This window comes from Microbulbifer maximicatervae (SeqCode) (genome assembly GCF_052468295.1).
This window is the reverse complement of the sequence record NZ_CP174340.1, coordinates 354,200-375,390: the sequence shown is the minus strand read 5'-3', so window position 1 is coordinate 375,390 and position 21,191 is coordinate 354,200. Positions and strand designations below refer to the sequence as shown.

General features: G+C 43.9%; 24 protein-coding genes. 21 read left to right on the top strand and 3 right to left on the bottom strand.

Annotated elements, in window-relative coordinates:
• Positions 1 to 7: 7 nt before the first annotated feature.
• Positions 8 to 949 (bottom strand): IS110 family RNA-guided transposase, encoded by a 942-nt coding sequence (locus ACJJIQ_RS02035; RefSeq protein ID WP_413662913.1) that lies wholly within the window; start codon positions 947 to 949, stop codon positions 8 to 10.
• A 335-nt stretch (positions 950 to 1,284) separates the two neighbouring features.
• On the opposite strand from ACJJIQ_RS02035, the gene ACJJIQ_RS02030 reads away from it, so the two are divergent.
• The 4 genes from ACJJIQ_RS02030 to ACJJIQ_RS02015 all read left to right on the top strand — a co-directional run bounded on the left by ACJJIQ_RS02030 (position 1,285) and on the right by ACJJIQ_RS02015 (position 4,449).
• Complete coding sequence (locus tag ACJJIQ_RS02030; protein ID WP_445363544.1) at positions 1,285 to 1,608, top strand: hypothetical protein; 324 nt, start codon at positions 1,285 to 1,287, stop codon at positions 1,606 to 1,608.
• 118 nt (positions 1,609 to 1,726) lie between these two features.
• A complete protein-coding gene (locus tag ACJJIQ_RS02025) occupies positions 1,727 to 2,035 on the top strand; it encodes a transposase (RefSeq protein WP_445363543.1) in 309 nt (102 codons plus the stop codon).
• A gap of 8 nt (positions 2,036 to 2,043) precedes the next feature.
• The gene (locus tag ACJJIQ_RS02020) at positions 2,044 to 2,889 is read left to right on the top strand and encodes an IS3 family transposase (RefSeq protein WP_445364809.1); all 846 of its coding nucleotides are present in this window, start codon (positions 2,044 to 2,046) and stop codon (positions 2,887 to 2,889) included.
• 18 nt (positions 2,890 to 2,907) lie between these two features.
• Positions 2,908 to 4,449 (top strand): DUF6892 domain-containing protein, encoded by a 1,542-nt coding sequence (locus tag ACJJIQ_RS02015; protein ID WP_445363542.1) that lies wholly within the window; start codon positions 2,908 to 2,910, stop codon positions 4,447 to 4,449.
• 109 nt (positions 4,450 to 4,558) lie between these two features.
• Here ACJJIQ_RS02015 and ltrA (ACJJIQ_RS02010) read toward each other — a convergent pair whose 3' ends face one another.
• Positions 4,559 to 5,830, bottom strand: a complete 1,272-nt coding sequence (gene ltrA / locus ACJJIQ_RS02010) for a group II intron reverse transcriptase/maturase (RefSeq protein ID WP_445362209.1) — start codon at positions 5,828 to 5,830, stop codon at positions 4,559 to 4,561.
• Positions 5,831 to 6,478: 648 nt separating this feature from the next.
• Here ltrA (ACJJIQ_RS02010) and ACJJIQ_RS02005 point away from each other — a divergent pair.
• From ACJJIQ_RS02005 to ACJJIQ_RS01995, 3 genes are all read left to right on the top strand, one after another.
• Positions 6,479 to 6,760, top strand: coding sequence for a hypothetical protein (locus tag ACJJIQ_RS02005; RefSeq protein ID WP_445363541.1), 282 nt, complete (start codon positions 6,479 to 6,481; stop codon positions 6,758 to 6,760).
• 613 nt (positions 6,761 to 7,373) lie between these two features.
• On the top strand, positions 7,374 to 8,666 hold the full coding sequence (gene ltrA / locus ACJJIQ_RS02000; RefSeq protein ID WP_445362204.1) for a group II intron reverse transcriptase/maturase: 1,293 nt from the start codon (positions 7,374 to 7,376) through the stop codon (positions 8,664 to 8,666).
• Positions 8,667 to 8,694: 28 nt separating this feature from the next.
• Entirely contained in the window at positions 8,695 to 9,009 is a 315-nt protein-coding gene (locus tag ACJJIQ_RS01995; RefSeq protein WP_445363540.1) for a hypothetical protein, read from the top strand.
• 189 nt (positions 9,010 to 9,198) lie between these two features.
• Here ACJJIQ_RS01995 and ACJJIQ_RS01990 read toward each other — a convergent pair whose 3' ends face one another.
• A complete protein-coding gene (locus ACJJIQ_RS01990) occupies positions 9,199 to 9,774 on the bottom strand; it encodes a hypothetical protein (RefSeq protein WP_445363539.1) in 576 nt (191 codons plus the stop codon).
• Positions 9,775 to 9,924: 150 nt separating this feature from the next.
• Here ACJJIQ_RS01990 and ACJJIQ_RS01985 point away from each other — a divergent pair, with 150 nt between their 5' ends.
• The 14 genes from ACJJIQ_RS01985 (at position 9,925) to ACJJIQ_RS01920 (ending at position 20,425) form a co-directional block, all read left to right on the top strand.
• A complete protein-coding gene (locus ACJJIQ_RS01985) occupies positions 9,925 to 10,095 on the top strand; it encodes a hypothetical protein (RefSeq protein ID WP_445363538.1) in 171 nt (56 codons plus the stop codon).
• Between the two features lie 500 nt (positions 10,096 to 10,595).
• The gene (locus ACJJIQ_RS01980; RefSeq protein WP_445363537.1) at positions 10,596 to 10,928 is read left to right on the top strand and encodes a Tse2 family ADP-ribosyltransferase toxin; all 333 of its coding nucleotides are present in this window, start codon (positions 10,596 to 10,598) and stop codon (positions 10,926 to 10,928) included.
• 2 nt (positions 10,929 to 10,930) lie between these two features.
• On the top strand, positions 10,931 to 11,176 hold the full coding sequence (locus ACJJIQ_RS01975; protein WP_445363536.1) for a hypothetical protein: 246 nt from the start codon (positions 10,931 to 10,933) through the stop codon (positions 11,174 to 11,176).
• 786 nt (positions 11,177 to 11,962) lie between these two features.
• Complete coding sequence (locus ACJJIQ_RS01970; RefSeq protein ID WP_445363535.1) at positions 11,963 to 12,367, top strand: ester cyclase; 405 nt, start codon at positions 11,963 to 11,965, stop codon at positions 12,365 to 12,367.
• A gap of 518 nt (positions 12,368 to 12,885) precedes the next feature.
• Complete coding sequence (locus ACJJIQ_RS01965; RefSeq protein WP_445363534.1) at positions 12,886 to 13,401, top strand: hypothetical protein; 516 nt, start codon at positions 12,886 to 12,888, stop codon at positions 13,399 to 13,401.
• Between the two features lie 108 nt (positions 13,402 to 13,509).
• Positions 13,510 to 13,845 carry a hypothetical protein gene (locus tag ACJJIQ_RS01960; protein WP_413664758.1) on the top strand — a complete coding sequence of 112 codons (336 nt, stop codon included), beginning with the start codon at positions 13,510 to 13,512 and terminating at the stop codon, positions 13,843 to 13,845.
• An 80-nt stretch (positions 13,846 to 13,925) separates the two neighbouring features.
• Positions 13,926 to 14,282: a DUF6508 domain-containing protein gene (locus ACJJIQ_RS01955; protein ID WP_445363533.1), complete on the top strand. Its 357-nt coding sequence runs from the start codon at positions 13,926 to 13,928 to the stop codon at positions 14,280 to 14,282.
• 1,329 nt (positions 14,283 to 15,611) lie between these two features.
• The gene (locus tag ACJJIQ_RS01950; RefSeq protein ID WP_444894831.1) at positions 15,612 to 15,932 is read left to right on the top strand and encodes a hypothetical protein; all 321 of its coding nucleotides are present in this window, start codon (positions 15,612 to 15,614) and stop codon (positions 15,930 to 15,932) included.
• A gap of 751 nt (positions 15,933 to 16,683) precedes the next feature.
• The gene (locus ACJJIQ_RS01945; RefSeq protein WP_445363532.1) at positions 16,684 to 17,088 is read left to right on the top strand and encodes an ester cyclase; all 405 of its coding nucleotides are present in this window, start codon (positions 16,684 to 16,686) and stop codon (positions 17,086 to 17,088) included.
• Between the two features lie 64 nt (positions 17,089 to 17,152).
• Positions 17,153 to 17,485 carry a hypothetical protein gene (locus ACJJIQ_RS01940; RefSeq protein WP_445363531.1) on the top strand — a complete coding sequence of 111 codons (333 nt, stop codon included), beginning with the start codon at positions 17,153 to 17,155 and terminating at the stop codon, positions 17,483 to 17,485.
• Positions 17,486 to 17,589: 104 nt separating this feature from the next.
• Positions 17,590 to 17,967 (top strand): hypothetical protein, encoded by a 378-nt coding sequence (locus ACJJIQ_RS01935; protein WP_445363530.1) that lies wholly within the window; start codon positions 17,590 to 17,592, stop codon positions 17,965 to 17,967.
• Positions 17,968 to 18,048: 81 nt separating this feature from the next.
• Entirely contained in the window at positions 18,049 to 18,534 is a 486-nt protein-coding gene (locus tag ACJJIQ_RS01930) for a hypothetical protein (RefSeq protein ID WP_445363529.1), read from the top strand.
• A gap of 69 nt (positions 18,535 to 18,603) precedes the next feature.
• Entirely contained in the window at positions 18,604 to 18,999 is a 396-nt protein-coding gene (locus tag ACJJIQ_RS01925; RefSeq protein ID WP_445363528.1) for a hypothetical protein, read from the top strand.
• A gap of 811 nt (positions 19,000 to 19,810) precedes the next feature.
• Positions 19,811 to 20,425: a hypothetical protein gene (locus ACJJIQ_RS01920; protein WP_445363527.1), complete on the top strand. Its 615-nt coding sequence runs from the start codon at positions 19,811 to 19,813 to the stop codon at positions 20,423 to 20,425.
• The last annotated feature ends 766 nt before the right edge of the window (positions 20,426 to 21,191 follow it).

The window sequence follows — 21,191 nt, the reverse complement described above, 5'->3', positions numbered from 1 at the left end:
CAAGTTTTTAAGCCATACTTTCATCCCAGTAGGTGTTGTTTTTCACCATTGTATTCAGGATCGTAATCTGCTTTCTCATGCAGGCAACCAGAGCAACCTTTTTAGGTTTGCCAGCGTCGACTAATCGCTTATACATGGGCTTTAGTTTGGGATGATGTTGTATGGCCGACATGATGGAAACAAAAAGAACCGTGCGTACGCGATGCCTTCCACCTCGAATATATCGTTTGCCCTGGAAGTTGCCGCTATCACGGTTCATCGGGGCGATACCGACAAGTGCAGCGATTTCTTTACGGTTCAATTGTCCTAGCTCAGGAAGTTCACTCATTAACGTATAGGCCAATACATTTCCGACCCCTTTGGCACTCAACAATAGGTCACGCCTTTGCCGCCACTCAGACACACTGTTAACCAGTTTATCCAGTTGCTTGTCGATACCTTGTAGCTCTTTCTTGATGGTGTTTAGAATGGTCTGTATAGGTTTGTGTACTGATTTCGGCATTCTCTGAAGCCGATTCTTTTGCATTGTACTCATCTCTAAACACTGACTTCTTACCGCCAGTAAGTCACTGATCTCCCTAAGCTTTTCTGGTTTTAGCACCGACAGCCCTGGCTTCATGGCCTCACCAAAATGTGCAATATCCATTGCATCTAGCTTGTCAGTTTTGGCGAGGCGCCCTGCGGATTTAGCGAAGCTCCTTATCTGCGAAGGATTGCAAACAACAATAGGTAATCCGGCTTTGTCGGCGGCGCAAACAAACTCTAACTCGAGCCTTCCCGTAGACTCTATTAATACTCTTTGAGGTTTAAGAGGTTGTAGTTGTTTAATGGCATCTTTAATGCCATTTTTATCATTGGCAACACTAAAGAACTGGCCAGTAGGTCTCACATAAATATCGAGTTGTTTACTGCTGGTATCGATACCGACATTGATCTCTTGAGGTTCCATAAGATAAGCTATCTCCGCCTTGCTATTCGGGCTCGAGGCCCACATGACTATCCGAGTTATGCCTAGTGAGTGCTTATCACGTTCATACTTGTTATCGGTCTTTTACGAACCAGCCAAGCAGCGAACTGTGATAAACAAGGCCTTCGGTGGCCGCCGAAGGTGGGTCTCAATTTACCCGTTAACGAAAAGGATTTTCAACATCAGAATCGGGCAAGAACAACCATACAAGGCCAAGCATCGACTGCGGCAAAGCGTCATTTTTTGTGCAAAAAACCGCACAAAAACCGCCGCTTTGCCTCCGCTGTGTTGGCGGCGTTATGCGCAAGAGATAAATCATGAATGAGCAAGCGGATCAACTGATTCAAGAGATCGGTAATATCTTGAAAATTGAGGCATCAAATATCGATCCAAATTGGGTTAATGCCTATGCGAGAATTCAATTTATGGAGGGAGCAACCAAAGATACATATTCATATATAGCTAATGACGAAGAACAAAGGTATTTCTTTCCTGAAAATGATTTTGAATTAGAGGATTTATTTTCTTCGTTACGTAAAGCAACTGATGCTTGGAAAGTGTGCTTAGTTTCGTTGACAAGTGAGAGTAATATTAATATCGATTTTGAGTATCAAGATGAAAGTCGTTGGTCTGCAATATAAGCCGCATAACAAGGCCAAACAACAAGTCTGCCGCTGTTGGCAGCGTTAGATGGAAGACTTACCCACGTTTAGTAGACACCCTGTATAGTTAGGTTTAGGCCTAACACGGAGGTGTATCATGGGTAAGAAAAGAACTCAGGCGTATACGGAGGAGTTCCGTAGAGAAGCAGTTAAGAGAGCGGAAAAGCCTGGAGTAACAACGGCTTCTGTGGCAAGAGAACTAGGCGTCAGCGCACAGCAGATCTACAACTGGCGTCGTCAATTTAATCGACTGTCTGATAAGCAGTTCAATAGTTTAGACCGTGTCGACTATTCCAAACAGGAAAGCGCTGAAGTTCGCAAGCTCAAGAAGGAGCTGCATGAAGCTCGTCAGGAGGTTGAGTTTCTAAAAAAGGCAGCTGCGTACTTTGCGAACCACCAAGAGTAAAGTACGCGCTGATACAAGAGCATGTAGGGTCATTCCCGGTTAGCTTGATGTGTCGGTGTTTAGAAGTCTCAAGATCGGGTTATTATCGATGGCGGGGACGGTTGCCATCTGCTCGCACGATTAGAAAGATACGAACAATCGAGAAAATCCGAGAGACGTTTTCTGAGTTTAAAGGTCGTTATGGAGCGCCTAGAATCGCTTGCGAGCTTCAAGAATTAGGCGAGTCATGCTCGCGGAACTACGTCGCTAAGCTTATGCAACAGGAGCATATTAAAGCGAGAAACGGCAAAGGCTTTCGATATAGTCAGCCAGTAGAGAGGAATATCAATGTCGCCGCCAACCTACTTAAGCGTTGCTTCGATGTGGATCGACCAAATTGCCGCTGGACCAGTGACATTACGTATATCTGGGTTCTGGAGCGGTGGTTGTACCTCGCGGTAGTTATGGATCTGTACTCTCGACGTATTGTAGGTTGGGCATTTGACTCCCAGATGACCGATGAGTTGACACATCGAGCGTTGAAAATGGCCCTAGAGCGACGACAAATAAAGCCTGGACTAATAGTTCACTCCGACAGGGGTGTGCAATATCGATCGCAGAAATACCAGGATCTCTTGTCTGAAAGTAAGTGCAAGCCGAGTATGAGTCGCCAGGCTAACTGTTGGGATAATGCGGCAATGGAATCATTCTTTAGCAGGCTAAAAGTCGAGATGGTCTATGCCAGAGCATTCGAAAGCGAAGAGCAAGCAAAATCTGCAGTGTTTGAATACATTGAGATTTTCTACAATAGGGTTCGTAGGCACTCTGCATTGGGCTATGTAAGTCCAGCAGAGTATGAGCGAAAATACGCATAGTTAGAGTGTCTACTTTTTGTGGGCAAGACCAATGGAAACGAGGAATTACATTTGTTCGGATTTAGGAAGAAAAACAAAGAACCGATTAAACCACCAAAGGAAAATGATGCTAAAAACTTTGATGAGTTTTTAGCACCAATTGATGGGCCTAATAAAGATTTAAATTTTGCCATCAAGTCTGGTAAGAAGAAGATCGCCGGGGTTATCAATAAACTCACGTTAGACTTTCAGCTTGTATCATCTGCTGACGCTGAAGATATCACTAAACAGTTGTTTTTGTTAGCTGCTAATGTTGATCTCAATGAAAAGAAAAGCAATCAATTGCTTGCAGCCATTGGCAAATTTATTTTAAAAGTAAGTAGTTCAACATCTGGGGCAAATTTCGTTTTTAGGGCATGGTCTGAAAGACTTATTAGCACAGACTTCTCTGAAAGATCCCAATCTCAAATCGCATTTCAATGGATCATGCTTTTGAATCAGAAAGACGGATCTGCCATTTCACCGCAATGTCTAAGGCAAGTCTTCGATGAGTCTCAAGCCATACTTGTTAATATATATAACAAAATATTACTGACATTTGATTCTCAAGCCGCCTATAAAGATAGCATAGGAGAGCAGCCCGGATATAAGCTCCTAGAAAAATTCGCTTGCACATATTTTTACCACTCTAACAAATCTTACGAACATTACGAGTCATGGATATTAGATTCGGTTTCTCGAAACATTTTATTTGGAAATGGACTAATCCTAAGTGTACTTCAACGCTCCGAAAACCATCCTCAAGTAATGGTAGAACTTCTAGATCTCTATGTTTGTTCTTCAATTGATAAAAATCATGATGGCATGGCGTGGACATTATTTTTGGATCTGTTCGATGTGGAAACAACTAAACCTAAAGACCTTAGTGCTATAGTCGAGAAAATGGAGCCCAAAATTGATTCTTGGAGTGCAGATCAAAGAAGCTTTGCTATTGAATGGCTATTTCTAGGCAGAGATACCCAGAAGTGCAAGCGTCTTCTGGTGAAATCAAAAGGTGCAAGGCAGTTAGCCTCGATTTTGACCCAAGAAGGTAACACTAACTATGTAAATGAATTGAAAGCCTTATTAAACGAAAAGCTTGAACCTAATTACACCCTTCCATCTGGGGGCGAAGATCAATTTATTGATATAAACATCAAACTAATGGTTATCAACGAATTGATGTACATAAGAAAAACTTTAACTCCAGCTTTCAATATCTATGAATTTGCAAAGGCATATGATCACAGAGAAATCTCTGTAACTGGTTACGAAATTATACCAGAGGCTCTCGATTATATGAGGGGTATCAGTATTCCCCAAGATCTTCTATCTACCATTAAAGAGCTAAGATATGATGCTAGCGACGAAATATATGGAAATTTATCTCCATTCTGGGACGGCGAAGATGATATTTTTGAAGCGAACTCACTTAGTGATTTAGAAAAGCTCAATAATTTGGAGAGCATTGATGGATTCAATGAGAAGTTAGTCGATCAATTTTCTAGCCTATTAGAAAAACATAATATTCAGGTTCAATGAAAACGGCTTTTTATAAGGTTAACCAAAGAACATCTAAATCGGGTAGCCGGTAGTTTTTAGCTACCGGCCCCCACACCACCCATCATGCGGGTCCGCAATGGGCGGTTCCCTATCCGTAATGAATCTCTACCCAACGATCTCGCATTGAAATCAAACCCATCTCTTCGAAGAACTCATTATTGAGCGCAATATGAATACCCTCAGTTTTTGCGCTTCGCCAGTAACTTTTACCGGACGAGCCGCAGGTAACTGCCAGCGATTCACTCACACCCATACGCAGTAAATTTCGAACTTTCGTTCTCACTCTGCGCCAATTCTTCCAATAGCTCATTCTTAATCGCCGCCGTATCCAGCAGTCTAGATCTATACATTTTTGATAGCCTTGCGCTATTCCAAAATAGTTGATCCAACCACGGAGGTATACGGTAAGTTCTTTCAGTTTCTTTTCCATAGAGATACCACGAGATCGCCCTGTAATCTGGCGGACGCAGTATTTAAATTGGAGCAGGGACTTATCATGCCAGACAAGCTTTGCCCCCCGAAAAGAGAAACCTAGGAACTTACAACGGCTGACAGGAACCACTTGGCTTTTAGTATCGTTAACTTTGAGCTTAAGCTTGCGCTCAACAAAGCGTTTAATACTCACCATAACCCGCTCACCCGCGCGTTTAGAGGAAACCACAATCACAAAATCGTCCGCATAACGGACGAAATTGTGTCGGCGTTTTTCCAGCTCTTTGTCGAGCAAATCGAGTACAATGTTGGACAGCAGCGGCGATAAAGGGCCACCTTGTGGTACCCCCTCATAACACGCTTTCCAGCATCCATCTTCTACTCTTCCTGCACGCAAGTAGCTTGCGATCAGTTTGAGTAAGCGCTTATCGCTGATTCTTTGGCCAAGTAAACTCATGAGGAAATCATGATTTACCCGATCGAAGAATTTAGATAAATCGACATCCACTGCTATTCGTTTCCCTCCCTCGATATACTTTCGCAGCTTTTTTACCGCATGATGCTGCGATCGCTTTGGGCGGAACCCATAGCTGAACTCCGAAAAGGTTTTATCGAAACTGGGACCGATGATTTGGGCGATAGCCTGCTGAATAACACGATCAAAGATCGTAGGTATCCCGAGACCACGCTGGCCACCATCTGGCTTGTGAATGTAGACGCGCCTGACGGGAAGCGGCCGGTAATGACCCTGTCGAATGGTCTCGATGAGGTCGTCGCCAACTGCCTTAAAGTGCTGCACAAAATTATCGACAGTAATCCCGTCAATGCCTGCGGCACCTTTGTTGCTTCGCACATGTTTCCATGCAGCATTAAGATTTTCTTTGCTGAGGATGACTTCAAGCAGATTTTCATTTGAGTTGAGTGTCATGGCAGTGCGCTACGTCAATTTTATATCCGGCTGGCAACATATCAGTAGGCTAGCCCTGTCTTTTAACTCATGGATTTTGGGTTCAGGCCTTCACCGTATCCAAGGTATTAATCTTGGTATTAGGCTACTATGCCGTCGGCTGACTTCTGTTTAATCACCTTGATCATTACTGACCAAGGCGCCGCTGTGTTCCACCATTTTTGTCTACCCCACGATGGTGGCTAGCGGGCTGGGCCTACTTATGAGTCAGCGGCCACGCTGACAGCTTCACAGCAGCAAGCTAAACAGATCTCCCCAGATAAGAACGTGAACTTTCACTACACAACTGCATCATTTACTCTACCCGTTAGACCACATGGCTTTGGTATCCTTGGCTACCTCGCCTCCAGGCTAAGCCTTATATGATGTTTCTGTTCGTCAGCTCGTAGTTTTGCTAGCGGCTTCCTCCCCACAAGACCTCACGGTATTGCAGTTGCCATTCGCTAGTAGTTGGCATTTAATGAAGTCCATTAAACGGTGATCTTTCTACAGGGGACTTTCACCCCATTAGTTCACGCCCATGCTGGGCGTACCAAGGCTTGACACGTGAGCACCAACTCGCGTACGCAAGTTGGCACCACATGCAAGCGGCGTATGCGTAATTGAACGATGTACGAAGAAACTATTACGAAACTGGAAGAACTAGCTAAAACCAATGCTGATGCTTCAAAAAGCATCGGTGAAGCTATAGCCTTGTTGAAGTTCTGCCAGAAACACAATATCTCGAGAAAAGATAATGTCGTTGAATTACCAGAAACTGAGGAAGCGTTCGGTTTCTTTGCTGTGAAGGAATGCGATGAGAATGGGAAAGTACTGAGATCTATCGATGACGAACAAAGTAATCCGGTAGAAATTATTTCACAGTCAATCATCATCGAAAGAAAAAGCTAAATGTACAGAGCGCATAACCATTTTGGGCAGTGCGGCTGCTTCGCAGCCCAGACGCACTTCGTGCGCTGCTGCCAAAGGCGTGTGTGCCAGGCATGGCATTTAACTAGAGAGGTGAAAGTCCTCTTACCAGGTATTCGTGGAGCCGAAGGTTAGCGAAAGGGCAAGGTTAATATCGCGAGGTATTGGCTGGAGGAAGCCCAACGCAAATTCACGGGGTGATGAACAAGAACTGGATATGAGGTGTGACGTAGGCGGAGCCAGTGGGCACGTGACCATAAAGCTCTCCATCCACAATTGGCCTACGTTTTTATAAATCCAGCATCTACGTGAAGAAAGTTAAATGTCTTACCCTGGGAGGTCTATGGGTTGTTAATGGAGTAACTGAAAACTGAGAGATTGGTTTTGACCGATCCATAGAAGTCAGCAGAGGGCATAGTAGGTAGACTTCGTGCTACTGAAGGCCTGAACAATTCTGGACAGTATTATTAATGCAGAGCTTGATGACTGCATCTGACAAGTAACTGAGTTGCCAGGAAAAAAAAATATTTTTTTTTCTGGGTGAACATCAAACTGGAAACTTAATCATACATTGTCCAATTTCCCATCTCTTTTAATGCAGCGAATTCTAGATAGGAATAATCTGTTTCGAGCATTACAACAAGTTTCTCGTAACCAGGGTGCGCCAGGTCTCGATGGTATGACGGTAAAACAGTTGCCGGAACATCTTAAGCAGACTTGGATTGCTACCCGACAAAAGGTGTTAAGTAGTATCTATCGTCCTCAACCGGTGAAACGCGTCTTTATACCAAAAGGCAATGGAGGCCTGCGTCCATTGGGTATACCCACTGTGCAAGATAGGTTGATCCAACAAGCTATCGCACAGATACTCAGTGAGCAATGGGAGCCGAAGTTTCATGCTCTTAGTTTTGGTTTTAGACCAAATCGATCGGCACACCAGGCGATTAGACAGGTCCAAAACTTTGTCCGGCAAGGAAAGCGCTGGACGATCGATATGGACTTGAAATCCTTCTTTGATGAAGTGAATCATGACAGGCTCATGCTAACACTGAAGCAAAGCGGAATACCGGCTGATGTGCTGGGGTTGATAAACCGATACCTAAAAGCGCCAACGGTAGTCGATGGCAAGGTAATAGCTACAACAAAAGGCGTCCCGCAAGGTGGGCCGTTATCTCCGCTTCTAGCGAATATTGTGCTTAATGAACTGGACTGGGAGCTGCACAAGCGGCAACTCAGTTTTGTACGATATGCCGATGATTTTCAAATACTGGTGGGAAGTCATCGGTCTGCAGAGCGGATAAAAGTAAGCCTTACGCACTTCATCAAATGTAAGCTGAAGCTCACAGTAAATACTGAGAAGAGTGCAGAGGATCACTTCTGGAAGCGGAGCTTTCTAGGATTTAGATTGCTGAAGAAGGATGCCCGGATAAAGGTATCAGAATCATCGATTAATAAATTGAAGGCAAAGATCAGAATGATCACCCGCCGAACACGAGGCCGCAAGTTTACTCAGATCATAGAAGAGTTAAAGAAGACCCTGCTTGGTTGGAAAGCGTACTTTGACATCAGTGAAGTACTGAGCCCTCTGAAAGATCTGGACAAGTGGATAAGGCGGAAGTTGCGATGTTATTTATGGAAGCAATGGGGACGTAGTGGTTACCGCAGATTAAGAAGGCTGGGTGTTGATCGCTTTTTAGCGTGGAACACGGCCAAATCAGCACATGGACCATGGAGGCTAAGCAAAAGTCCTGCCCTTTACAGAGCATTGCCAAATAGATACTTTAGGAGCTTGGGGCTGCCGGAATTGGCAGATAGGAAGGGGAATAGAATTGAACCGCCATGGTACGTGATCCGTATGCCTGGTGGTGTGGGAGGAGAGGCATCGTGAGGTGCCTCCCTATCCCGATTAAATGCCTATGAGTATTGAAATCGTCAAGCTGGAAAAACAAGAAGAGAGCTTTTTAATTTGGATCGATGAAGACCAGTCTTTCAAATCTAGTCAGTTCAATGCACTATTAAGCCCTCCAGGGATAAAGGGCGAGAAAATAGTTCATAGCTCAGTTGGTCCGGCTGAATACATAGAAGAAATTACAACAAATGAGGGTGCTTTCTTCCTATCAGAAGAGTTTGATGAGTGGGCTGGAGCAACAATCTATTCGGACGATACAGAACTAATGAATAAAATATTGAGTTTAATGCTCAGCTCTGGCTTGTACCATGCTCGCCAGTAATAGAGCAACATCAGGACACCCACAGATTGAAAGATGACACCGGAAGTAGTACGGGCCTTCCACTTTAACGGCCATTTCTCCTGCCTGGAGCTGGAAGAGGTTAAATACAGAAAAATTATGTTTGAGCTTTAAAATTTTGTGATTTTGGCCAAAAACCAGAAGGAATAGTATTGAAAGGTTGGGCGGGAATTAGTGGGGCGTTGCAGAAAGGAAACGTTGGCAATCGCCTATGCCATGTACCCAGCGTTTATTGAGCCGAATACAGGCCTGCCGTACGACCTCTGTTGATCCCACCAGGCCTTTAAAGAGGCTTTCAAAGTTCCGAATAAGATAGAGCCAGTGTTTTGCTGAGATTTCCAGCCACTCAAGGATAGGGGGAGCATTTTGAGAAATGGCACCGCGCTTTTTGGGGTCTAAATGCCGGCCGCTCCAGTCCACTAACGCCAAATAGTGATCCAATTGAAAGCGCAACCCTCTCGACATATTAAGGCGCTCGCCACCCACAAACGGTAGTAGCTCTTTAGGCTGCTCACCTGAGATCACAGCGCGAATACGCTGCTGAATGGACGTGTGATCGGAGTCCTCCGGGGTCTTTGCAATATCGGCACGGATAGGATTGAGACCGACATAGGCCATGCAGGCCGCCAAAGCTCTTTCATCCAATAGCGCCTGAGACTTGAAACGGCCCTCCCAGAAGCGGCCAGTACAGCAGTCTTCTGCGTTGGCTTGGCGAGCAATAGATTCGTTTAGGCGCGCATAAACCAACTAATATCCATTAATCGCTCTCGCCACAGCTCAATCAGCTCTTTAAGCTTGTTCTATTCACTGCAGTCCAGTTAGGCCTGAATGAAGCGCTGAGCCACATTATTAGCGGAAGAAGCAGAAAGGTTTAGATCAAGATTTTAGGAGGGTTTTATGCAAGAAATCGAATGGAAGGGCGGAAACCCTTCACTAGAAGGTTTATATTTTTTAGCGGTTAAAATGGGAGCGGGATGTTATAATTTCGCAAACTGGAACGGTGTGTCTTGGGAAAAGAGTATTGAAGGAAGTGTAATCACTTTTTGTGACGCCGGCAGTTTTATATAACAAATTTCAATTAAATTGCCTTTTGCTGATAATGTGGTAATAGATACTAAACCGATACCTGGCGGGGAGTCAGAGTTTGAAGAAGTATAGCTAAATCGGATAGCAGGTATTTCCTAGCTACCGCCCCCAAAAACCTCATGATGTTTAAGTTGTCATTCGCTAATAGTTAGCATTTAATAGGGTCCATTAAATGGTGATCTTCCTGCAGGAGACTTTAACCTCGTGAGTTCACACTCATACTGGGCGTACCAAGTTAAGGCATGTTCAGCTTCGGCTGGTTCTCCGTCTCAGCACTTTGTGCCAACGCTGCGTACCCATACTTACCGCGTTAGAATAAAACCAATTTCAAATATTCAATGGAGTGAATTTATGAAAAAAACAAGAAGGAAGAAGAGTTCTTTATTAAAAAGAGGGAACTTGGTAAACTTTTTGACTCCGAATTTAATTTAGACGTAAATTTGTAGAGAGGGCAGCGTAAAGCTGATCGAGGATCGCCTGTTTTGTATCCTATACTAAAGTCTTTTAGGCTTTCTAACGGAAAAATTAGAAATCCTGATATAGACACATACTGGAGCAATGGTGAGTGGTGGGTAGACTGTACTTCAGGGGGTGTTTCATTATTTGATGTGCTGGGGGTACCAGTTTCTCGTTGGGATTACTATAGGCTATCACCAAACATTGTAATCCCTCATGGCCTAGTTATAACGAAGGATTCATATAATCGAAGTTATGATGCTACACATTACTCAATCCGGCCTCATTGGGATATGCCAGTCGCTAAGTTTTGTATACTCTTAGATGAACTTACTAAAGAAATAGTCTTCGAGAATTAATTATGGAACTAAGCCTTTCACATTTGTCACTCATGATCGAGCTAACTGAGTCAGAAATATATCGAATGAAATTGATAATAGATAGTCCCTCTTCAACAGAAGAGGAAGTGGATGCCAGTGGAGAGCATTCCATGCAACTATTATCTCTTTCGACAACACTTGCGGAATTGTATAAGCATAAGTGGAGCGATAACTGTAATTATCCTAGTTATGAAGATTTAGTTTCTTCAATCCAACTGGAGAATTGAACTCTAAATCGGGTAGCCGGCAATTTCTAGCTACCGGCCCCTACACTACCCATCGTGTGGGCCCGCAATTGACGGCTCCCTACCCGTACTGATTTTCTGTTCAATGATAGTCTTGAGTAGATCTTCAGTTGAACTGAGTGTTATGGCAGTACGCTACCGCAACTTTACCTGGCTGGAAACATATCGGTAGGCTAGCCCTGTCTTTTAACTCTTGGAGTTTGGGTTCAGGCCTTCACCCTATCCAAGGTATTAATCTTGGCATTTGGCTACTATGCCGTCGGCTGACTTCTGTGTAATCACCTTGTTCATTGCTGACCGAGGCGCTGCTGTGTCCCACCACTCTTGTCTACCCCTCGATGGTGGCTAGTGGGTTAGGCCTACTTATGAGTCAGCGACATGCTGACAGCCTCACAGCAGCAAGCTAAACAGATCTCCCCAGGATAAGGATGTGAACTTTCACTACACAACTGCATCATTTACTCCACCCGTTAGATCACATGGCTTCGGTATCCTTGGCCACCCCGCCTCCAGGCTGATCCTTATAAGATGTTTCTGTTCGTCAGCTCGCAGTTTTACTGGCGGCTTCTCTCTGCAAGACCTCGCGATGCTACAGTTGCCATTCGTTAGTAGTTAGCATTTAATGGGACCCATTAAATGGTGATCTCCCTACAGGGGACTTTCACCCCATTAGTCCATACCTAGGCTGGGCGTACCAAGTCAATTAACTACGCGCCTTTAGCGCCCGACAGTTTACACGCCGCTTCGTTATGTTTCTGAGGATGACTAGTGCATAAAGATCAAGTTCGAAGATTTTATGAGGTTCTTTGGGATGCCCACGATAAAAAAGCTATGCCATCGATCCTGCATGAGAGCTTCTCCTTTAGAGGATCATTGGGGCAGGAAAAGCGAGGTCACAAAGGTTTCGCTGAATATGTCGATATGGTTCACAAAGCGCTGGGTGACTACAAATGCATTATTGAAGATCTCGTAGAAGAGGGAAACAAGGTTTTTGCAAAGATGTCCTTTACCGGATTTCATAGAGATGAGTTTATGGGCTTTTTACCATCACATAAACGCGTAACTTGGAATGGGTGCGCCTTGTTTACCTTTGAAGGTGATCGAATCTCTGATGTATGGGTGCTGGGTGATTTAAAGAGCCTTGAAAACCAGCTCAAGAAAAACGAAATATAACAGACGCAGTCAGCAGGGCCGTCGATACGCGCCGACCTCTGCTGTAAGGCGTTAAATCTAAGCACCATGAAACTAATATATTCCTACTATTCTATTTATTCAGTTCCATTTCTGACGCGGTAGGCATTGAGAATCCGGCAAAAATTATCAACGCAAAGATTGTAACCAATCAATTAGATCGCTATATTTCACTAAGCTGTCAGAAAGGTCAGAACACAGAAGTGTTCGCCCTTACTGATCACCCTAAAGGCTATGAACTCTCTATTCCTAAGGGTTCAATTTCGGGATGCCTGCAAAGTGAATACTTAGTTATTGAAGGAGACAATAGACTTCTATTATTCATTGGACCCAACCCTCGGCCCGTATATAGAACCAAGTAAACTAACCAAGATTTAACAAATTTCTGCATCTGACCGCCTACATTCCGCTCGCTTTGTACTGTACGCTTACGCTAGCACAAAGCGGCTCCGTTCCGGCGGCAACTGAGCAAGGCGTTAGTTTTCATCAGGCTTCAATCAATGAAAGTTATATATCTAACCTTATTAATCATCCTTTATTCTCAGCGAGCCATTTCGTTTGAATATGATCATAAGGATTTAAGCTTTGATTTGAATAATGCCACTGACATTGTTATTGCCAAGAAAATCTCAGGCCGCATCGCGTACGCAGATCTGACACATGAAATTAGCTCATATAACGCAAAGCCTATTGAGTGGCGTGACTCTCCAGCGTGGGAGAGATTGCAAGATCTGAATCGAGGTATCGACTCAACTTTTTTGGTATTGAATTCAATCAAGGGTACTTTTGAAACAGGGGATCGATTTACATTTAATGACTCATGGATACCTGTTGAATTGGCTTCAGTTCAACTGTATTTTCTTTATCAGAAAAACGATCAAATACAGTCTAATCCGTGTCATCGAATACCAATCGGCGATAACAAACAATCAATCGTCGAGCTTTCTTCAGATCCTAATGGGATTATTGATTTGGTTTTACGTGACAAGCTATCATTTTGCGATTCAAAAAACTGACAAAGCAATGCACTGGACCTCCTGTGCACTGCTTTATTTTGTACTTTAATAGCATAAAATCAACCAACTACTTTCCGGCTAGTGCTTGGGACGTTATGACTTCCAAATATGAAAGAGATTAAAGAAAGAATTATAAACGCGGGATTAGGTGAAAAAGGGTTGCCGGTATTGGCCAGAATGGGTGAAGATCCAGGAAAAGAATATATAGAACAACTGCTGTCTGACTTGCATTCACTATTTCAAAACCTAAAAAGTTCAAGCAGTTTGAGCAAAGAGTTGTCGTACGCCTTGTACTGTATAGGCCACTATCCATATATTGAGTACTCAGCGTGGATTGATAAAGGTGCAACATTTAGAGGCGACCTGATTGACCCCCAGATATTTCAGTTAGAAATGGCCGTTGAAAGTATATTTTGTAATGAATGGTTGGAGTATGTTAATTAATAAAAGTAAAATAATAACAAAAAGCTCTTACGGAAAACCTACGGATTGCTTCGGCGTCCGTAAAGCTTTGTGTTATGCACATGAGAACTGAAGCATTGAATATTGAAGATATAGAGAAGTTAATATCATGCTATCAGTTGGCGATTTTGGCGCTTCCAAAAGTAACTCGTCATGAAGGATATCCTTATTATCCAGATGAGATCTCTGATTTTATGAATCTTTTAGAGCGCCCGCCTTGGGTAGCATATGAGTATCAGCCAAAGAAAATTAGAAATATTTTAGATTCGATTGATCGAGCTACATTTGAAGAAGTCAGGTGGGCTTTAACTACAGCAGCTAGAGCAGAAAGGTTTTGTGAAGGTTCCTGGGAGCTAACACTCAGAAATAGGCTTCTAGATCCAGTCCTTAAGCGACTTCAAGACCTACATCATACATAACAAAGCCGCAACAATAGGACACCCACAGTTTGAAAGATGGCTCTGGAAATAGTTCAGGCCTTCCACTTTGACGACCATTTCTCCTGGTCTGGTGTACGGCAAAGTGAAATACTGAAAATTATGCCTGAGGTTTGAAAATTGCGTGATTTTGGCCAAACCGGAAGGAATAGTATCGAAAGATTGGGAGAGAATTGGTGGGGCTTTACAAAAAGGAAACGTTGGCAGTCGCCTATACCATGTACCCAGCGGTTATTGCGCTGAATACAAGCTTGCCGTACAGCCTCTGCTGATCCCACCAGGCCTTTAAAGCGGCTTTCAAAGTTCCGATTGAGATAGAACCAGTGTTTTCTGAGATGCCCAGCCGCTCAAGGATACGGGGCGTCTTTTGAAAAATGGCACCGATTGGCTTGAGACCTACATAAGCTATAAAGTGGGCTTCCTAATAGGCCTAATTAATGACTTAGCGGCCAAGCAGACAGCAGCTAGCTAAACAGATCTCTCCAGATAAAAACGTGACCTTGCAATACACGACTACATCATTAGCCCGGCCCATTAGCCACATAGCTTCGGCATACTTGGCCACCTCGGCTCCAAAGATGTTTCTGTTCGTCAGCTCGCAGTTTTACTAGCGGCTTCTCTCCGCAAGACCTCGTGATGTTGTAGTTGCCATTCGCTAGTAGTTAGCATTTAATGGAGCCCATTAAATGGTGATCCTCCTACAGGGGACTTTCTCCCCATTAGTTCACGCCCATGCTGGGCGTACCAAGTAAAGGCACGCCGACAAAATTGGCGCTGCGCTTCTATTTTGCTCGAGCTACGAGCGTTAAGTTTACTGAGTATGAATGAGTATTCGAGCAAGAGAGCACTAAACAGAACCATACGAAAGGTCGAAAATCAATTTGCCACCAATCTAGCTAAGTCAAAGTGGCAAAGAAGGCAGCTTGAGAATGATTTAGAGTGGTTTGTAACTTGGAAGATTAAGCAAGTAACCCAACCGAAGACCTTCTGGTGTGACGGAGCTACAGACTTGCATCTGGACAGAGTTTCCAAAAAACAGCTCCGTATAAAGGCTTTGATTCGTATTGGGCCAGAAAGCAACGTAAACTGCATCAAGGAAGCAATACTACAGGGGACAATTTTCTTAAGCTCGCACGGTAAAAGACTAAAGAACTATAAGCTCGTCATTGAGAGCGGTGAGTCAAAATATGTGCTATCGAAAAAAACTTAACAAGGCGTTTAACTACACTCCGGCCTCAAGCGGCCTCCGTCGGACAGCCAAAATCGTACTTCGCGCCGGCTGCCGGTTAGCTTATCGTTAGGTTTACATTGATGAAGTACTTCGGTTTTCTTATTGCCGTACTCTCTATAAGTGGTTGTGTCATTCAACCAAAGAAATGTTCGATGGCGCAGCCTTCAGAAGGCTGGGTGTATATTAAAAAGCCGCCTGCAGAGGTGACGGAAGCAGCGGCAATACAGATTGAGAGCGGAGCGCACCATCTATGGTTAAAGAATAAAGATGGCCGTTATGGATTTTGTAGTCGGCCTAGAGGTCACGTTGATTGTTCATATCATTTCGAAGAAATAGATATAGTCAATAATAATTATGAGCAAGTTACTTTAACAATATCTACGTGTGGTAGCCCCTATTAATGAATAGGCCGCAAAACCTAAATCTGGTAGCCGGTAGTTTTAGCTACCGGCCCCCGGAGCTCCCATCGTGCGGGTCCGCAATGAGCGGTTCCCTATCCGTACAACGGTAGTGTCGAGCAGATCTTCATTTGAATTGAGTGTCATGGCAGTGTGCTAACTCAACTTATCCGATTGGAAACATATCGGTAGGCTAGCCCTGTCTTTTAACCCACGGATTTCAGGTTCAGGCCTTGACCTTACCCAAGGTATTAATCTTGGTATTAGTCTACTATGCCATCGGCTGACTTCTGTTTAATCATCCTGACCAAGACGCTGCTGTATTCCACCACCTTTTTATGTCCCTGCGATAGTGCTAGCGGGTTGGGCCTACTTATGAGCCTGAGGCCACGCTGACAGCTTCACCCTAGTAAACTAAACAGATTCGCCAGATAAGAACGTGAACGCTCACTATACCACTGCATCATTGACTCTATCTGTTAGGTGTCCTTGGCCATCCCGCCTCCAGGCTAAGCCTTATATGATGCTCCTGTTCGTCAGCTCGCATTTGCTAGCAGCTTACTCCCTACAAGACCTCACGGTATTGCAGTTGCCATTAGCTAGTAGTTAGCATTTAATGGAACCCATTAGTTCACGCTCATGCTGGGCGTACCAAGCCAATTAACTACACGTCTTTGGCACCCGATAGCTTACACGTCGCTTCGCTATGTTTCAGCTACGGGTTATTGAGGCGTTATGTTTCTGAGGATGACTGGTGCATAAAGATCAAGTTCGAAAATTTTATGAGGTTCTTTGGGATGCACACGATAAGAAAGTAATGCCATCGATCCTGCATGAGAGCTTCTCCTTTAGAGGATCATTGGGGCAAGAAAAGCGAGGTCACAAAGGTTTCGCTGAATATGTCGATATGGTTCACAAAGCACTGGGTGATTACAAATGCATTATTGAAGATCTCCTAGAAGAGGGAGACAAGGTTTTTGCAAAGATGTCCTTTACCGGATTTCATAGAGATGAGTTTATGGGCTTTTTACCATCACATAAACGCGTAACTTGGAATGGGTGCGCCTTGTTTACCTTTGAAGGTGATCGAATCTCTGATGTATGGGTGCTGGGTGATTTAAAGAGCCTTGAAAATCAGCTCAAGAAAAACGAAACATAACAATCTCAGTCAGCAGGACCGTCGCTACGTGCCGACTTCTACTGCAAGGACTTATGTGTAAAAAATGAAAGAACACCAAATACAAAAAGTAATAGACGAGCTTCCTGATGATAAGAAGATTCAGCTGTTGTGTAATTACGGCCATCAATTAACAATTCATGCCCGTGGTGGCTATGAATTTCAAGGGTCGGGTGTTACCGATCCAAGACTACTGAGAGACTGCAACGAAATTCAACACCGCGTTTTTCAAGCAGTTCGCGAAGTGGCTAGAGATTCAGACAATCAATTTTGTCTCAATAACGTTGGCCGCTGGATATCAGCCGAAGAAAGAAATGAAACAATATGTGCAGCTAGTGTTCATGCTTTTCAAACAGCACTGGCTAAACTCAACACATAACCAGGAGCGCAATGCTCGGCCAATGGAACCTTAGACTGGGCTGTCACTGCTTCGTAACGCCGGCCCATTCGCTTGGCATTTAGCCTACAAAGGGATATCAATCATTGAGTAAACACGTTAGCTGTATTATTAATGAACTTGAAGAATCAGAGATAGCTGATGATGATTTTAGTTTGTTTATGATTTTATTAAAAATTGATGATTCTGGAGAGGTGACATCAACTGAATCTATAGAGCCAATCGGTAAAATTGGTGTCGACATCGATAATGAAGAGTGCTTGTTTCATATAGCTACTTACGGCAAGCCTTTAAAAATATCTGAGGCATATGCAGAAATAGAAACTATTGATTCTAGGTTTTCTCTTGTCTCTGTAATAGAGAAAGAATTCGATGATTCATCATGGGTAAGAATGGATAATCCAGTAATTGGCTTTGGGGAAAATGTAAATGAAAAACGGTTTTTTATCGTATGCAGGGCTTAATAAAGGTAGGCAACTTCGCCCGCTAAAGGCGCGGGCTAGACTCGCTAACTCTCGCCTTTGCTACCGACGTTAGGCTCTCATATGAACGAAGCTCTAGTACTTGAATATTTAACCGATAGTGATGGTAGTACTAGGGATATTACGTTTACTCCAGCCACTTTGGCTTGTGTCGAAAAATTCATAAAGCTATTTCTCGAGGAATTCAGCGATGGCGAGCTTCAAGATCAAAACGGTGAAGTAGTTGAAATGTCTTCGGAAAGTGTAGTGTCTTACATCACACAACGTGAAGAAGGTTGTATTCATGGACAGCTGAAATCTAGAGATAGCTTTGTAAGACAAGTTCATCTGTTTCTCGATTGGCCTGAAGGTGAAAAAATAGCTGTTGAAATATCGTATTTTCCAAACGATCTTTGCAGTGATTTTACTACATCGATCTTTTTCGAAGCATTGAATAGTTGGTGGGATACTCTACAGACTAATGATGTATTCGTTAGGTATGAAAATGCTAGCTGGGAGTTTTATGATCCCGAGGGGCTGGGAGTCTTTTATCATGCTGTCAAGTCCTAGCTAGCACATGTTGTCGGACTGGTTTTCTGCTGTGCGCCAAACCAGCCGTAAATGCGGACGATATGAACGATGAAGACTCGGGCCACATTTGTTTTTTTTCTATTGTTAGTTGTCAGCTGTACGAAGCAATATGATATTTCGCTAATAGTCAATGAAGCTATAGGCTTCAAGCCTAAAGAGGATTTCGTAGTTGTCGAGCGGGAGAAGGCTTCTGATATTGCAAAATATTTCGATGACTATAACGAAATCTTCTATATAGAGATGTCAGAGCATGATCATGCTTCATTCATGAAGATCGTTGAGGAGGGTGGCTCCTGGAAGCTTCAGCCTAAATCTAGCCTTCCGGGCAGTAGTAACTTTCCGGAATGGGAAAAAATCATGTACTTCAAACAATATGGTCTTTTGACAATATTCAGAGTACGTGGCGACAGACCTGCGATTACTATTCAGGTCTACGAGCAGTGAGGCTCATAAATCGGGTAGCCGGTAGTTTTTAGCTACCGGCCCCAACACCACCCATCGTGCGGGTCGCAATGGGCGGTTCCCTATCCGTATGAATCTCTACCCAACAATAGCGTCGAGCAGCTCTTCATTTGAGCTGAGTGTCATGGCAGTGCGCTACCTCAACTTATCCGAATGGAAACATATCAGTAGGCTAACCCTATCTTTTAACTCGCGGATTTTTGGTTCAGGCCTTCACCCTGTCCAAGGTATTAATCTTAGCATTAGGCTACTATGCCGTCGGCTGACTTCTGTTCAATCACCTTGGCCATTACTGGCCCAGGCACCGCTGTGTTCCACCGCTCTTGTCTACCCCACGATGGAGGCTAGTGGGTTGGGCCTACTTATGAGTCAGCGGCCACGCTGACAGCTTCATAGCAGCAAGCTAAACAGGTCCCCCCAGATAAGAAGGTGAACTTTCACTACACAACTGCATTATTTACTTTACCCGTTAGATCACCCGGCTTCGGTGTCCTTGACCGCCTCACTTTCAGGCTAAGCCTTATAGGATGTTTCTGTCCGTCAGATCGTAGTTTTGCTAGCAACTTCCTCCCCACAAGACCTCGCGATGCTCCAGTTGCCATTCGTTAGTAGTTAGCATTTAATGGAGTCCATTAAATGGTGATCCTCCTACAGGGGACTTTCACCCCATTAGTTCACGCCCATGCTGGGCGTATCAAGTAAAGGCACTCGACGCCAAAACCTTCCATTTCCTATGGTTTTGACAGAGGTGCGTTATGCATCAATCTCTACACCAAACAATAGGTATGTCTATATGAACCAAATAGCAACGCAGGATGTAGTTCGCATATCAGATAGTCTTTCTAAGGGAATGGATAAACTATATAAGACTGGGGGGTTCGCATTAGCCTTTGGGTTTGCTGGCATTTTATCTATGGTATTGGCTAACATACCTGGACTAACTTTACCGTCTGAGTTATTTGTTGTTGGAGCGATATTGACTATCGGGTGCTTTTTATTTTTCGTGTATACCCATTTCCAAGGAGCACGAAAAGCACTTGCTGAAATCAATGAAAATAAGCCTCTGATTGATGCCGTACAAGATGTTTCTTTACAGGTCACAGAATTGACATCTGTTATTCAAGCGTACAGCTTTAAGAACCTAAGTAAAATACATAATACTTTAGAGGTTGCATGCCCTATTATTGAAGGTCTTCCCCTGGTTGGAGATAAAGCCAAAGAATGGGGATTAAATGATGCCTCAAGGATTTCAGGCATAATTGTGGATACTACTGAAAACACAAAAAACTTGGTAACGGAAGTTAAAGAAGCTCTTATCAAAGGTGATTTAAAGAAACTAAAAAGTTACTCCAAGGATCTTCAGCAAGCTGTGGACACAACCAAAGAGGCCCTAAAAACTAATTCTTAAATCGGGTAGTCGGTAGTTTCTAATTACAGGACCCCACACCACTCACCGGGTGGGCCCGCAATGGGCGGCTCCCTATCTATAATGAATCTCTACCCAACAATAGCGTCGAGCAGCTCTTCATTTGAGCTGAGTGTCATGGCAGTGCGATACCTCAACTTTATCCGACTGGAAATATATCCACAGGCTAGCCCTATCTTTTAAATCGTGGATTTTGGGTTCAGGCCTTCTCCCTGTCCAAGGTATTAATCTTGACACTTGGCTACTATGCCGTCGACTAACTTCTGTTTAATTACCTTGATCATTACTGACCAAGGCGCCGCTGTGTCCCACCATTTTTGTCTACCCCTCAATGGTGGCTAGTGGGTTGGGCCTATTTATGAGTCAGAAGCCGTGCTGACAGTTTCCCAGCAGCAGGCTAAACAGACCTCTCCAGATAAGAACGTGAACTTTCACTATATAACTGCATCATTTACTCTACCCGTTAGATCACATGGCTTCGGTGTCCTTGGCCGCCTCGCCTTCAGGCTAAGCCTCATAGGATGTTTCCGTTCATCAGCTCCTAGTTTTGCTAGCGACTTCCTCCCCACAAGACCTCGCGATGCTGCAGTTGCCATTCGTTAGTAGTTAGCATTTAATGGAACCCATTAAATGGTGATCCTCCTACAGGGGACATTCGCCCCATTAGTTTACGCCCATGCTGGGCGTACCAAGTTTGTCAATGATCGCCCTTAGGGCTGGACAGCTTTAAACGTGGCTTTGCCACAAA

Excerpts from the sequence above, each read along its gene's own strand:
- ACJJIQ_RS02030 (WP_445363544.1), top strand. The coding sequence starts at position 1,285 with ATGAATGAGCAAGCGGATCAACTGATTCAAGAGATCGGTAATATCTTG.
- ACJJIQ_RS01995 (WP_445363540.1), top strand. The coding sequence starts at position 8,695 with ATGAGTATTGAAATCGTCAAGCTGGAAAAACAAGAAGAGAGCTTTTTA.
- ACJJIQ_RS02025 (WP_445363543.1), top strand. The coding sequence starts at position 1,727 with ATGGGTAAGAAAAGAACTCAGGCGTATACGGAGGAGTTCCGTAGAGAA.
- ACJJIQ_RS01940 (WP_445363531.1), top strand. The coding sequence starts at position 17,153 with ATGAAAGAACACCAAATACAAAAAGTAATAGACGAGCTTCCTGATGAT.
- ACJJIQ_RS01985 (WP_445363538.1), top strand. The coding sequence starts at position 9,925 with ATGCAAGAAATCGAATGGAAGGGCGGAAACCCTTCACTAGAAGGTTTA.
- ACJJIQ_RS01965 (WP_445363534.1), top strand. The coding sequence starts at position 12,886 with ATGAAAGTTATATATCTAACCTTATTAATCATCCTTTATTCTCAGCGA.
- ACJJIQ_RS01975 (WP_445363536.1), top strand. The coding sequence starts at position 10,931 with ATGGAACTAAGCCTTTCACATTTGTCACTCATGATCGAGCTAACTGAG.
- ACJJIQ_RS01920 (WP_445363527.1), top strand. The coding sequence starts at position 19,811 with ATGAACCAAATAGCAACGCAGGATGTAGTTCGCATATCAGATAGTCTT.
- ACJJIQ_RS02035 (WP_413662913.1), bottom strand. The coding sequence starts at position 949 with ATGGAACCTCAAGAGATCAATGTCGGTATCGATACCAGCAGTAAACAA.
- ACJJIQ_RS01950 (WP_444894831.1), top strand. The coding sequence starts at position 15,612 with ATGAAGTACTTCGGTTTTCTTATTGCCGTACTCTCTATAAGTGGTTGT.
- ACJJIQ_RS01925 (WP_445363528.1), top strand. The coding sequence starts at position 18,604 with ATGAAGACTCGGGCCACATTTGTTTTTTTTCTATTGTTAGTTGTCAGC.
- ACJJIQ_RS01930 (WP_445363529.1), top strand. The coding sequence starts at position 18,049 with ATGAACGAAGCTCTAGTACTTGAATATTTAACCGATAGTGATGGTAGT.
- ACJJIQ_RS02005 (WP_445363541.1), top strand. The coding sequence starts at position 6,479 with ATGTACGAAGAAACTATTACGAAACTGGAAGAACTAGCTAAAACCAAT.
- ACJJIQ_RS01955 (WP_445363533.1), top strand. The coding sequence starts at position 13,926 with ATGAGAACTGAAGCATTGAATATTGAAGATATAGAGAAGTTAATATCA.
- ACJJIQ_RS01960 (WP_413664758.1), top strand. The coding sequence starts at position 13,510 with ATGAAAGAGATTAAAGAAAGAATTATAAACGCGGGATTAGGTGAAAAA.
- ltrA (WP_445362209.1), bottom strand. The coding sequence starts at position 5,830 with ATGACACTCAACTCAAATGAAAATCTGCTTGAAGTCATCCTCAGCAAA.
- ltrA (WP_445362204.1), top strand. The coding sequence starts at position 7,374 with ATGCAGCGAATTCTAGATAGGAATAATCTGTTTCGAGCATTACAACAA.